This window comes from Aliidiomarina sedimenti, from assembly GCF_003986955.1.
In the GTDB taxonomy this organism is placed as follows: Bacteria; Pseudomonadota; Gammaproteobacteria; order Enterobacterales; family Alteromonadaceae; genus Aliidiomarina; species Aliidiomarina sedimenti.
On sequence record NZ_PIPN01000001.1, the window covers coordinates 620,628 to 633,345 of the forward strand.

Below are 12,718 nucleotides of genomic sequence, written 5' to 3' on the forward strand. Positions count from 1 at the left end.
GTTTGGACGCTATTTTGTGCCGCCATGATACCATGGGAAAAATTTCCCCTGCAGCTTGTAATTCAGATTTTTGCCCCAAACTAGAGCTGTATACGCAATATCGCTGTGCTTCGGTGCGGGATATAACTTAATTCAGGCTGTTAGCTTAACGCTAACTCAAGGTAACTATAACGCTATGCAATCATACCTCGTTAGTCAGCTTGCTGTTGTTGTCGCCAGCGGCGCCGACGCCGAAAGTTTTCTTCAGGGCCAGTTAACTGCTGATGTGCAGAAATTGCCACCTGAACAGTGGAGCTATGCCGGCCATTGTGACGCCAAAGGTAAACTGCTGGCGGTGATGCGCTTGTGGCGCAGCGGCGGGGATTTCTACCTGCTGATGCCGCGGGCGAGTATTGAACATTCACTCGGCCAGCTGAAAAAATTCAGTGTCTTCAGCAAGGTCGAATTAGCTGAGCAAAGTGGTGAATTTGAGGTTGAACTAAGCCCCGTCAGTTCGCCGTTGTTTGCACTGGAGACAGCAGATGATGCTCACTTCAGTCTCGGCTTAGGCGATGCGCAGCTGCGTATCCGACCGGCTGGCATTGATACCGATGGCGACGATACCACAACTGATGAGCCAGAAATCGACGATGAAGCCTGGCTTCGTTATGAAATTGAACATGGCGTCGCCTGCCTGACGGACGCTACCGTACAGCAGTTTGTGCCACAAATGGTCGGGCTCGATCGACTTGCTGGCATTAACTATAAAAAAGGCTGTTATATCGGCCAGGAAACCATCGCCCGCATGCATTACCTTGGGCAGAATAAACGAGCCGCCCGCTATCTGGTCGGCTCCGCAGATAAAATTCCCGCGGCAGGCGCCGACTTAGAACGTAGTCTCGGTGAAAGCTGGCGCCGTGCGGGTGCAGTTCTTAACGCAGTGCGTTATGATAGTGGCGAAGTTGCTGTATTAGCCGTTCTGCCGGCTGATCTGGAAAATGACGCAACCCTTCGCATCAAGGGCGATGAAGCGAGTCGACTGACCCCGCGCCCAAAATTCGACAACCAGGAAATTTCTAATGAGTGAAGCAATAACCGCAGATAAAGCCGTAACCATCCATTATGCTGTAAAAAACCCAGCAGGTGAGGTGTTAGACAAATCCAGCGAAGAACAGCCTTTGGCCTTTATTTTTGGCCGTGGCATGTTGATCCCAGGCCTGGAAAAAGCATTGGAAGGCAAGACCGCGGGCGACACTTTCTCAGCGGACGTAGCAGCAGAAGAAGCCTACGGTGAGCGTCACGACGGCCTAATCCAGGCTGTTCCTCGTCAAATGTTTGGCGAAAATGAAGTTGAGCCTGGCATGCAGTTCCGTGCCAGCACCGACCAGGGTGAGCAATCCGTGCTTGTCGTCGAAGTCAACGACGACACTGTCACTGTTGACGGTAACCACCCTCTGGCAGGCGTTAACCTGAGCTTCGACGTCGAAGTAGTAGACGTTCGTGAAGCAACAGCTGAAGAACTTGACCATGGTCACGTTCACGGTAAAGGAGGCGTTGAGCACTAATCTGCTCCCCGCATCCGCAAAAAGGCACCGAAAGGTGCCTTTTTTGTTGCGCGTTCCGTCGCATTGCCCTTGAGCTTCCCTGCCCCGACAGCCACTATCAGTGTGAATCAACTACGTCCCGTGTACATCTGTGGAGAGTAAGTTGTTGTAAAAGCAAAAACCAATGAGGCAATGTCATGAACTATAAAATACAGGGTTCAACCCTGAGTTGCTGTGTGCTGCTCGCCGCATCCAGCAGTGTCAGCCTGGCCAGCCAGACTGACTCAGGCTATCAACAACCACCGCAGGAAGTCATCGATATAGTCGATGCAGCCCCTGCGCCGAATGCCAGTGTCGCACCCGGCGGCGAGTATATGCTAATCCAGCATCTTCCAGCCCTGCCCTCATTGACTGATTTAGCGACCCCCGAATATCGTCTGGCTGGGCGACGTATTAACCCGGCGAACAACAGCATCAGTCAGGCCCGTTACGCCGAACGGCTGGAAATTCTGACTATTGATTCCGGCGAGCGAGTGGAGATCACAGGGCTACCTGACGATGCCCGTGTTTTAGACAGCAGCTGGTCACCGAACGCTGAACACCTTGCCCTCTTGAATATGGCAGACGAGCAGGTTGAGCTTTACCACGTTGATGCCAGCAGCGGCGAAGCGTCACGTTGGAGCGATGTGCAGGTCAATGCAGTGTGGGGGGCTAATGTGCACTGGAACCGCAGCAGTGATGCCGTTTATACCATGGCGGTAACCCCTGAACGCGGTGATGAACCAGCAGCCAGTCCAGTTCCCAGCGGGCCTGTGATCACCGAAAGTCGGGGCCGTACCGCGCCTGCCCGTACCTATCAGGACTTGCTCGCCAACAGCCACGACGAAGCACTGTTCGACCATTACTTTAGCAGTCGTATCGCCCGCATCAGTCTTGACGATGACGTGAAGTACCTGGGTGATGAAGCCATTTACAACGATCTCGCTTTGTCTCCGGACAGCAATTATCTCTTGGTTACCGAGCTACAGCGGCCTTATTCATACTCAGTTCCACATTTTCGTTTTGCCCGCCGCAGCGATGTCTGGAACCTGGATGGCGAGCGCATCTATCAGGTGGTTGATCAGGCATTAGCCGACAATCTGCCAATTTCATTTGACGCAGTCGTGCCCGAACGTCGCAGTATCAGCTGGCGCAATGATGCACCAGCGACTCTGGTGTGGGCACAAGCTCTGGATAGCGGGAACCCAAACGAAGAGACTGACTATCGGGACGCTGTCTATCAGCTCAGCGCACCTTTTGAGGATGACCCCGAGCAGCTTATTCAGTTGCGTAATCGCTTTGCCGGCATACACGCCGGTGATGATGAAAACGCGATTATCTCCGAGCGCTGGTGGGCCAGCCGTGAAGAGCGGGTCTGGCACCTCAGTCCAAACCATCCAGAGAATCCTAAAATGTTGTGGGAACGCTCCTGGCAGGACAGATACAGTGATCCGGGCGAACCAGTAATGCGCCGCAATGAGTTTGGTCGTTCGGTGTTACGAATTGAAGATGGTCACCTGCTAATGATTGGTGACGGTGCTTCAGACCAAGGTGATCGGCCGTTTATCGACCGCTTCTCACTGCAGGACTCCAGCAGCGAGCGCTTATGGCGTTCAGAGGCGCCTTACTACGAAATGCCCCGTGCTCTGCTCGACGCCGCCAGCATGACTTTTCTGACCCAGCGTGAGGCCGTTGATCAGCCTGCTGACTTTTATAAGCGCAGCCTTACCAACGACAGCCTGGTCGCCCTGACCGAAACTGAGCATCCAATGCCACACACCCTGGGCATCAGTCGTGAACTGATTCACTACGAACGTGAAGATGGCCTGGCAATGTCAGCGACCCTGTTTTTACCCGATGGCTATGACGCTGAGCGCGATGGGCCCCTGCCAACCATAATCTGGGCTTACCCGCGCGAATATCGCAGCAACGCCGATGCGGCTCAGGTCTCCGGCTCACCGTACGAGTTCAACCGAATCAGTTACTGGCGTCCGCAGTTCCTGGCAACCCAGGGCTATGCAGTGATGGACAATGCGACCATGCCAATTGTTGGTGAAGGCGACGCATTGCCAAACGACACCTTTATCGACCAGTTGATTATGAATTCGGAAGCAGCCATTCAGGCAGGTGTGGAACGCGGCGTTACTGATCCGGAACGGGTCGCCCTTGGGGGGCATTCCTACGGTGCCTTTATGACTGCCAATGTGCTGGCTCACTCTGATCTCTTTCAGGCTGGTATCGCTCGTAGTGGTGCCTATAACCGCACCCTGACACCTTTTGGTTTCCAGCGTGAAGAACGCACGGTATGGGATGACCCGGCGCTGTATCAGACCATGTCGCCATTCTTTTCGGCCCATCAGATTAAGACTCCGCTGTTGTTAATCCACGGCCAGAATGACAACAACTCAGGAACCTTTCCGATGCAGAGCGAGCGACTTTTTCAGGCGGTTAAAGGACTTGGCGGGACTACCCGACTGGTCATGCTACCCTTAGAGTCACATGGCTACCGTGCACGTGAGTCCGTGCTCCATATGCTTTGGGAAACCATTGAATGGTTAGATGAGTTCGTTAAACAGGCTGAGGACTAAACTCACCAATGGCTAATTCATAGCCAGCGAACCCAGCCAAAAAGCAAGCAAGAAGGCGTCTGCAGGTATCCAGGCGCCTTTTCTTTTTCTTGAGAAAATGGCCAACTAAGCCTAGGCTTAGGCGATAATAATTAGCCCAAACGGAGTTGAAATGTCTGATCACGAGTATGTAAGTCAAGATGCTACCAGTTCAAACGAGCGTACCCCTACCCCACCCACTGATTACCATGCGGCACAACCTGTCGAGCAAACAGACGCCGATAACAACCTCGGTATAGTGATTTCCATCTGGTGGTCGTTTACCTGGCGCTTTACCGTTATCAGCATAGTCATTGGTCTGGTTGCCGGCATTATATTAGGGATTGTTAGTGACAGCCCTGAAAGCGCACAAAATCTCGCTCTGATAAGCAATTTCGTGATCGCTATTCCAATTAGTATCTGGTCACTTGGGTCTGCCTTAAGCAAACACCACAGAGGCTTTAGCGTTATTTTCGTAAAAAAGGATAGTCACCATGATTAACCGCTTAACCCCAGTACAACTGGGCATGTTTACCTTGTTAATGGGGTTCAGCTTGTCAGCCAATGCAGCCGACTCGACCAGTCAGGACGAGGAAAATCGCCGCGGACAGCAAAATGGCGACGAAGAAAGCCGTGTTGATAAACGCGCTGAAGCAGAGCGGGACAGTGCAGACAATCCGTATGTATTAACCCCGCACCGACAAAACTATGTGCTGCCAGCGAAGTACACCACCCGCACCAACCCGGATGCATTTGAAAATATTCCCAATGCCCGTGACATTGAAGACGTTGAACTGCAGCTGCAGTTCAGCTTTAAATACCCCATTGATACCAACTTATTTGGTACCAAGCACTCGCTCTGGGTCGCTTATACCCAGCAATCCTACTGGCAGGCCTACAATGGTTCTGCATCTCGGCCGTTTCGTGAATCCAATTATGAACCCGAAGTCTTTGTTGCCTTTGACCTTGGTGACTGGTCCTTCCTCGGTGTCGACCCGAAATTTCTTAATATCAGCCTCAACCACCAGTCAAACGGGCGCTCCGAGCCTGGCTCCCGCTCCTGGAACCGGGTGATTGCAGAACTCGTTTTCGAACGTGACAATCTTGTGTTTGCATTTCGTCCCTGGTGGCGTATTCCCGAGAGCAGCGAGGACGACAACCCTGATATTCATAAGTATTTAGGGTATGGTGACTTCAGCTTCGTTTACACCTGGGACGACCTCTCGGTTGACGTAACACTGCGTAACAACTTTCGCAGCGACGACAACCGTGGAGCATTGCGTGTCGGATTCAGCTTCCCGTTGTGGGAAAACTTCCAGGGCTACGTGCGTTATTTTAACGGCTATGGCGAGTCACTGATTGATTACGATTACCATACCCAAAGCATCGGCGTCGGTATTATCCTGACGAACTGGCTCTGACATTCTGCCGCCGCTAGTTCAGCAAGTGATTGACAGATGCCGTTAACTTTATCATTGTGAAAGACCGGATGGCGCACGTGCTAAGTCACTCGCGCCGTTGCTTTCTTGCCACTCACGAGGTAGTTCATGTTTAAATCTCTAACCAGCACACTGGCCCTGACTATAGGTCTTAGTGTCGGCTTAAGTGCCAGCTTGCCCGCATCCGCCAATGACGACAGCCATTCCATTTCAGCTCAGTTAGAACAACGCGTCATCGACTGGCGACGTGATCTTCACCAACACCCTGAACTAAGTAACCGGGAGTTTCGTACCTCTGCTCTGGTCGCTGAACATCTGCGCGAACTGGGCATGGAAGTTCAGACCGAAATTGCCCATACCGGTGTGGTTGGCTTCTTACGCGGTGGCAAACCAGGTCCGACTATCGCACTGCGTGCCGATATGGATGCCCTGCCGGTCACAGAACGCACTGACGTCCCCTTTGCGTCCACTGCTGTTGGCGAATACCGCGGCAATGAAGTGGGTGTGATGCATGCCTGTGGTCATGATTTACACGTCGCGATGCTAATGGGTGCGGCTGAGTACCTCGCTGGTATTCAGGAGAACCTTGAAGGCAATATCATGTTTATCTTCCAGCCTGCTGAAGAGGGCGCGCCGGGAGACGAAGAAGGTGGTGCCGAATTAATGCTGGAAGAAGGACTCTTCGCTGAACATACCCCGGATGCCGTGCTCGGTATCCACGTTTGGTCGGCCGGAAATACAGGGCAGATCGGGTATCGCCGTGGCCCCCTGATGGCATCCTCAGACCGCTTTGAGATCCGCGTTCAGGGCCAGCAGACTCACGGATCTCGGCCATGGGGTGGGGTTGACCCTATTGTCGCTGCGGGTCAGATCATTACCAACTCGCAAAGCATCGTAAGTCGTCAGATTGATATTACCAAAGCTCCAGCCGTGCTCAGCTTTGGTATCGTCGAAGGTGGTGTACGCAATAACATTATTCCGGATGAAGTCTATCTGGAAGGTACCATTCGTAACTTTGACATGGATAACCGCCAGCAGATCTTCGAAAAGCTGACTCACACCGCAGAGCACACTGCCCAATCCAGTGGTGCAACGGCTGAGGTCACCATTCATGAAGGGTACCCGGTGACCTCGAATGACGCTGCGTTAGTGGACCGCCTGATGCCTACGACCTTGCGTGTGGCAGGTGAAGACAATGTGCATGAGAACGCACTGGTGACCGGGGCCGAAGACTTTTCGTTTTTTGCCAACGAAGTACCAGGCATGTTTGTGTTCTTAGGTATTACTCCGCCGGATCAGGATGCCGCCAGCGCGCCAAGCAACCATTCGCCATATTTCTATGCAGACGAAGACGCACTCAAAGTCGGTGTTGAGCTATTTATTAACTGGGTGGTTGATTACCCCCAGCAATAGTCAATGACTAGCGCAGGCTTACGGCTCAAGTCTGGCGCAAAAAAAAGCCCCCAGTGTAAATACGCTGGGGGCAAATCCTAAATTCCAGGGAAGTGAGATTTAGGGATACACAGTTAAAAAGCTTGCGAGCCAAACTTCAATGTCAGACATGCTACCTAGGTTAAATGTCACTTATCAGGCAGTATGATGACAATTTGATGAATCGCTATATATAGTATCGACATCCCCCTGCAAAGCTTGAATCGCCCTAGCAAAGGGCATGCTCGAATAAATAGTTCTCATCCGAACTTCCCTGTACCTCTCAAGCAAGTCACGTATAATAACCTCTGTGATTATCAGATAACTAATAAGCAACAAGCTTGAATTACTATTAGTTATCCTTCCAGGCTCCTCAATATGATTGATTTGCTTGCAGCTAACACAAATTAGGCGAACGGCAGGTTATCAACTTGCCTTAAACATTGCCCTGGACCGCCCCAACCCGGTCCAGGGCTTTTTTTTTGCCACAAAGTAAGTTGCCCCAAAGACAGCACCGCAATACTTGAGTAAAACACTCGGGTATGCCATAGTATTGACCTGTTATTTGACGGTGAGTAAAGGCTATGAGACTGACATCGAAGGGACGTTATGCAGTAACCGCAATGCTTGATGTGGCCTTACATGCAGACAAAGGTCCGGTACCACTGGCGGATATATCCGAGCGCCAGGAAATCTCCCTGTCCTATCTCGAACAATTGTTTTCCCGTCTTCGTCGCCACCAGCTGGTAGACAGCGTACGAGGCCCGGGTGGTGGTTATCGGCTTGGCCGCAGTGCTGACTTAATCGCGATAGGTGAGGTTATTCGTGCCGTCGACGAGTCAGTCGATGCGACCCGCTGTCAGGGTAAGTCCAACTGTCAGCAAGGCGAACGCTGCCTGACCCACAGCTTATGGTCCGACTTAAGCGACCGTATCTCTAACTTTCTGGATAACATCACGCTCGGTGAGCTGATGGCCAAAGGCGACGTTAAAGCCGTTGCCAGCCGCCAGGAATCATCGCTGTTCCAGCAGCTCAAAGTGACATAAAAGAGACGTAACGAGAGTTGTTAGCTGGCGCTACGCCAGCTGTTTAATTTTGGCCACCATAGCGCGCAGACCATTGCCCCGCGTGGGTGAAATATGACGCTCTAAATCAAGTTGCTTAAAGTAGCCGTCGATATCAAACTGCTGGATCTCGCTGCTGGTTTTGCCATCGTAGGCTGCCAGCACCAGGGCAAGTAGCCCCTGCACTATGATCGCATCGCTATCAACTTTGAAAAACAATTTATCGCCACGAGCTTCGCTGATCATCCATACACTGCTCTGACATCCACGTACCAGATACTCATCTTTCTTTTGCTCATCCGGCAGACCAGGTAATTGCTTACCCAGATCAATGATGTACTGGTAGCGTTGCTCCCAGTCATCAAGAAACTCTAAGTCATCGATAATTTCTTCAGTGCTAGGCAGGCTCATGTGACCTTCTGTCCTTTAACTACAATTTTTTAGAAAAACACGCCAGCTTCAAGCTGGGCTTCTTCGCTCATCATCTCGCGCGACCAAGGCGGATCGAATACCAGCTCGACCTTCACCTCTTCGACGTTTGGTACCATACCCACGCGGTACTCTACGTCACCTACCAGCACCGGACCCATGCCACAGCCAGGCGCCGTCAGGGTCATATCAATGCGCACCGTTTTCGCCGCCTGATCGATCTCGACTTTATAAATCAGTCCAAGCGACAGCAGATTAATTGGAATTTCCGGATCATACACGGTTTCCAGAGCATCCCACACCTGCTGTTCATTGATCTGGCCATCGATTGGCGCCTCGAAGCTAAGCTCAGTCGGCTTGCGACCCAGGGCATCTGCATCGGTGCCATCAATACGCAACATATTACCCTGCCAAGTGACCGTGTAATTGCCACCTAAGTCCTGGGTAATGGTTACAAACTCGCCTTTGGGAATGATCTTAACGTCGCCGGTTGGGACACGACGCGACTTCACTTCCCGCGTCGTATTAACCATTTTTTGCATCGACATCAACTACACCGCCGATTTCACATTAAAGCTCTCACCACAGCCACACTCATCCAGCACGTTAGGGTTGTTAAACTTAACTACCCCGTTGACACCTTCTTTGACATAGTCAATTTCGGTATTACGGACTACATCCAGTGCATCGCCCGCCACCGCGACTGTGATCTCATCATTAATTGGCACTACCACATCATTTTCAGCCGGCGCCTCTGCGTAATCAAGCACATAGGCAAAGCCAGTGCAGCCGCTAAGCTTAGTTGAAAAACGGATAATCTTACCTGGCTGATCCGCCAGTTTCGCCGCAAAATGGCGTTGAGCCGTATCTGTCATGCTTACGACCTGCGATTGCGGTACAAATGTTTCTACAGACACAATGACCTCCTGCCCTCAGGCTAACATCATGGATGCTTTCTTGAGGCCTTTAAACAGCGCCTCAACATCTTCAAATGTGTTGTAAATGGAAAACGACGCGCGCGCGGTGCCAGGGACACCTAAACGCTTCATCAGAGGTTGCGCACAATGGTCGCCAGTACGAATAGCAATGCCCTGGCGGTCCAGTAAAAAGCCAATATCGGCCGGATGTGCACCTTCAATTACAAAACTCAGAATACCAATTTTTTTCGGTGCATTGCCAACGATACGCATGCCCGGAATATCTTTCGCCAGTTCCAGTGCATAGTCTAGCAAGGCCTGCTCATGGGCTTTCACCGCATCGACATCGAGCGCCTGAAACCACTTAATCGCAGCGGCCATGCCAATAGCACCAGCTATATTCGGCGTACCGGCTTCAAGCCGGTTCGGCAACGCGCCCCAGGTTGCATCCTGGTAGGTTACCGTTTCGATCATCTCGCCACCGGTTAACCACACGGGCCAGGTTTCCAGCACCTCTTTACGGCCCCAGAGAACACCAATCCCCGTAGGACCAAACAGCTTGTGGCCGGAAAAGGCATAAAAGTCACAGCCAATCGCCTGCACATCAACATCACCATGGGCTACGCCCTGCGCACCATCGATCAGAACCAGCGCCCCTTTGGCTTTGGCCTGCGCGGTCAGCGACTGAATCGGGTTAATCGTACCTAATGCATTAGACACATGCGGCATCGATAAAATCCGTGTGCGTTCCGATAACAATTCCGTAAACGCCTGCTCGTTGAGCTCGCCAGTGTCGTGAATCGGTACCACCTTAAGGGTTGCACCTGACAGTTTACAAGCCTGTTGCCAGGTCACCAGGTTGGCATGGTGTTCCATTTCGGTAACCAGCACTTCGTCACCAGCTTGTAGCTGTTGCGCCATGCCTTTGGCAACAATATTAATGCCTTCGGTGGTACCGCTGGTCCAGATCACTTCTTCTTTCGCCGGCGCATTAATAAAGCCCGCAACCACCTCACGCGCTTCTTCATAGCGACGAGTCGCTTCGTCAGACAGCTGATGCGCGCCACGGTGGACATTGGAATTGCACTGAGTATAAAACTCGACAATAGCGTCAATCACCGCCTGCGGCTTTTGCGTCGTCGCTGCGTTATCCAGATACACCAACGGGTTACCACTAACTTCACGCTTCAGGATCGGAAACTGCTCGCGGATATGGTTTACATCAAATGCCACTGGCTGGTCGCTCATTTGACCTCCATGCCTTCAAAGCGAGTCTTCAGCTTAGGCTGTAACCAGTCGCGCAATGCCTTATTTGGCATTTGTTCAATCAGTTCCTGAACAAATCCGAAATTCAGCATGACCAAGGCCTGAGAACGGCTAATACCACGTGACAGCATGTAGTACAGAGCTTCGTCGTCAATCTCAGCGACCGTAGCACCGTGCGCACACTGAACATCGTCGGCATAGATTTCGAGCTCAGGTTTGGTATTGATCTGACCACGACGCGAGAGCAACAGATTGCGGTTATTCAGTTCAGCCAGCGTTTTCTGTGCATCCGGGTGAATGTGAATCCGACCGTTAAATACCGCTTTGGCATTATCACCAACAATACCGCGCGCGTTTTCTTCGGTCGTGCCATTCGGCACCGCGTGCTCAATAGTACTGTGCAGATCAAAGTGTTCGTTTTCAGCCAACAGGTAAATGTTGTTAAACTTGGCGAAGGCATGCTCACCGGCATGATGAATATCGACGTCCAGCCGCGATAGCTGGCTACCATAGCCCACCAGCGTGCTGTTCAGACGCGACTTCTCGCCCATCTGAAAGTGACTGCCACCTATATGAATGGCATCCGCACTGTGCAAAGCAAAGCGATAATGCTCAAGTCTGGCTTCATAGCCCAGCTGATATTCAGCAAAGGCGGTGTTCATGCTCGCGCCGTCACCGCTGCCATGTTCAATCACAGTCGCCGTTGCCTGTTTACCTAAGCGCACCAGTACACGGTTGTGTGACTCGACTTTATCCGTTACCAGGTTAATCACCCGCACTGGCGTCTCGACGCTGGCACCGTCAGCGATATCGATGATCACGCCTGAGGTGGCTAATACATCGTTGACCAGACCGAACAAATGGCGCTCGGGTTTTACCTGAGTAAAGACCTGCCCGGCGACACTGCGTGCATTGTCAGTCGGTTGGTCCAGAGCACTGATACTCAGCCCAGCAGGCAATGACAGGCTACCAATGTCGGTGTGCAGTTCACCGTTTACAAACACCAGGTCTAAACTTTCTAAACCCTCAATGGCAAACTCTCTGCTATCCACCTGGACAGATGTGCTGCCAGGTTGAGCCAGCAACGCATCAAACGGGTGCAATGAGGTATAACGCCAGGCTTCAGTGCGCCGTCCCGGCCACTGCTGGTTCTGCAGCGTTGCCAGGGCTTCGCCTCGAACCGGGCTTAACCAATCCTGAACTGAGCCGGCACGGTCAATAACATCTGCTAACCACTGGCTCATGCATCCGCCTCCTCGGCTTTTGCGCCCAACCAGGCATAGCCGGTCTTTTCCACTTCTTTGGCCAGTGACGCATCGCCACTTTTAACAATTTTGCCGTCCGCCAGAATATGTACATAATCCGGTTCGATGTAATCCAGCAAACGCTGGTAGTGAGTAACCACGATAAAGCTTCGTTTGCCGTCACGCTGGCTGTTGACACCATTGGCGACAACCTGCAGCGCGTCCACATCCAGCCCGGAGTCGGACTCATCAAGAATACACAGCTTTGGCTCCAGCAAGATCATCTGCATGATTTCGTTGCGCTTTTTCTCACCACCAGAAAAGCCTTCATTGACACCTCGCTTCAGGAACGCCAATGGCAAGTCCACCTGCTTACAGGCTTCCTTGGCTTTCTTTAAAAAATCTGAGGCGCTGAGTGGATCGTCGCCACGCTTTTCGCGAATGGCATTCACCGACTCTTTCATAAATTCCATATTGCTGACGCCAGGGATCTCAACCGGGTACTGAAACGCCAGAAACAGACCCGCCTGGGCGCGCTCTTCAACTTCTAAATCAAATAAATCTGCACCATTGAACTGGGCAGTACCGCTATCGGCTTGGTAGCCGTCACGACCTGATAAGACATAACCCAGGGTACTTTTACCGGCGCCATTTGGCCCCATGATGGCATGCACTTCGCCAGGTTTAATGTCCAGGTTCAGCCCTTTAAGAATCTCTTTGCCGTCAATACTGGCATGTAAATCTTTAATACTTAACATCA

13 protein-coding genes are annotated in these 12,718 nt (G+C 51.9%); 7 read left to right on the top strand and 6 right to left on the bottom strand.

Annotated features, from left to right (window positions below; genetic code table 11):
- Window positions 1–175: 175 nt before the first annotated feature.
- From ygfZ to iscR, 7 genes are all read left to right on the top strand, one after another.
- Complete coding sequence (gene ygfZ, locus CWE12_RS02980) at window positions 176–1,066, top strand: CAF17-like 4Fe-4S cluster assembly/insertion protein YgfZ (RefSeq protein WP_126788176.1); 891 nt, start codon at window positions 176–178, stop codon at window positions 1,064–1,066.
- Entirely contained in the window at window positions 1,059–1,544 is a 486-nt protein-coding gene (locus CWE12_RS02985; RefSeq protein WP_126788177.1) for an FKBP-type peptidyl-prolyl cis-trans isomerase, read from the top strand. Before ygfZ ends, CWE12_RS02985 begins: the two co-directional genes overlap by 8 nt.
- A 176-nt stretch (window positions 1,545–1,720) precedes the next feature.
- The gene (locus CWE12_RS02990; protein WP_126788178.1) at window positions 1,721–4,150 is read left to right on the top strand and encodes a prolyl oligopeptidase family serine peptidase; all 2,430 of its coding nucleotides are present in this window, start codon (window positions 1,721–1,723) and stop codon (window positions 4,148–4,150) included.
- Between the two features lie 151 nt (window positions 4,151–4,301).
- Complete coding sequence (locus CWE12_RS02995) at window positions 4,302–4,670, top strand: hypothetical protein (RefSeq protein ID WP_126788179.1); 369 nt, start codon at window positions 4,302–4,304, stop codon at window positions 4,668–4,670.
- On the top strand, window positions 4,663–5,589 hold the full coding sequence (locus tag CWE12_RS03000) for a phospholipase A (RefSeq protein WP_126788180.1): 927 nt from the start codon (window positions 4,663–4,665) through the stop codon (window positions 5,587–5,589). Before CWE12_RS02995 ends, CWE12_RS03000 begins: the two co-directional genes overlap by 8 nt.
- Before the next feature lie 126 nt (window positions 5,590–5,715).
- On the top strand, window positions 5,716–7,020 hold the full coding sequence (locus CWE12_RS03005) for an amidohydrolase (protein WP_126788181.1): 1,305 nt from the start codon (window positions 5,716–5,718) through the stop codon (window positions 7,018–7,020).
- Window positions 7,021–7,622: 602 nt separating this feature from the next.
- The gene (iscR, locus tag CWE12_RS03010; RefSeq protein WP_126788182.1) at window positions 7,623–8,084 is read left to right on the top strand and encodes a Fe-S cluster assembly transcriptional regulator IscR; all 462 of its coding nucleotides are present in this window, start codon (window positions 7,623–7,625) and stop codon (window positions 8,082–8,084) included.
- 30 nt (window positions 8,085–8,114) lie between these two features.
- Here iscR and CWE12_RS03015 read toward each other — a convergent pair whose 3' ends face one another.
- Genes CWE12_RS03015 through sufC form a run of 6 tightly spaced genes read right to left on the bottom strand, consistent with a single transcriptional unit; the run spans window position 8,115 to window position 12,716 of the window.
- On the bottom strand, window positions 8,115–8,513 hold the full coding sequence (locus CWE12_RS03015) for a SufE family protein (RefSeq protein WP_126788183.1): 399 nt from the start codon (window positions 8,511–8,513) through the stop codon (window positions 8,115–8,117).
- Between the two features lie 29 nt (window positions 8,514–8,542).
- Window positions 8,543–9,073 carry a putative Fe-S cluster assembly protein SufT gene (gene sufT, locus CWE12_RS03020; RefSeq protein WP_126788503.1) on the bottom strand — a complete coding sequence of 177 codons (531 nt, stop codon included), beginning with the start codon at window positions 9,071–9,073 and terminating at the stop codon, window positions 8,543–8,545.
- A gap of 9 nt (window positions 9,074–9,082) precedes the next feature.
- Window positions 9,083–9,448: a HesB/IscA family protein gene (locus CWE12_RS03025; RefSeq protein ID WP_126788184.1), complete on the bottom strand. Its 366-nt coding sequence runs from the start codon at window positions 9,446–9,448 to the stop codon at window positions 9,083–9,085.
- 15 nt (window positions 9,449–9,463) lie between these two features.
- Entirely contained in the window at window positions 9,464–10,696 is a 1,233-nt protein-coding gene (locus CWE12_RS03030; protein ID WP_420836625.1) for an aminotransferase class V-fold PLP-dependent enzyme, read from the bottom strand.
- Window positions 10,693–11,958, bottom strand: a complete 1,266-nt coding sequence (gene sufD / locus CWE12_RS03035; RefSeq protein ID WP_126788185.1) for a Fe-S cluster assembly protein SufD — start codon at window positions 11,956–11,958, stop codon at window positions 10,693–10,695. The genes CWE12_RS03030 and sufD overlap by 4 nt, the downstream gene beginning before the upstream one ends.
- Window positions 11,955–12,716 carry a Fe-S cluster assembly ATPase SufC gene (gene sufC, locus CWE12_RS03040; RefSeq protein WP_126788505.1) on the bottom strand — a complete coding sequence of 254 codons (762 nt, stop codon included), beginning with the start codon at window positions 12,714–12,716 and terminating at the stop codon, window positions 11,955–11,957. Before sufC ends, sufD begins: the two co-directional genes overlap by 4 nt.
- Window positions 12,717–12,718 lie beyond the last annotated feature (2 nt).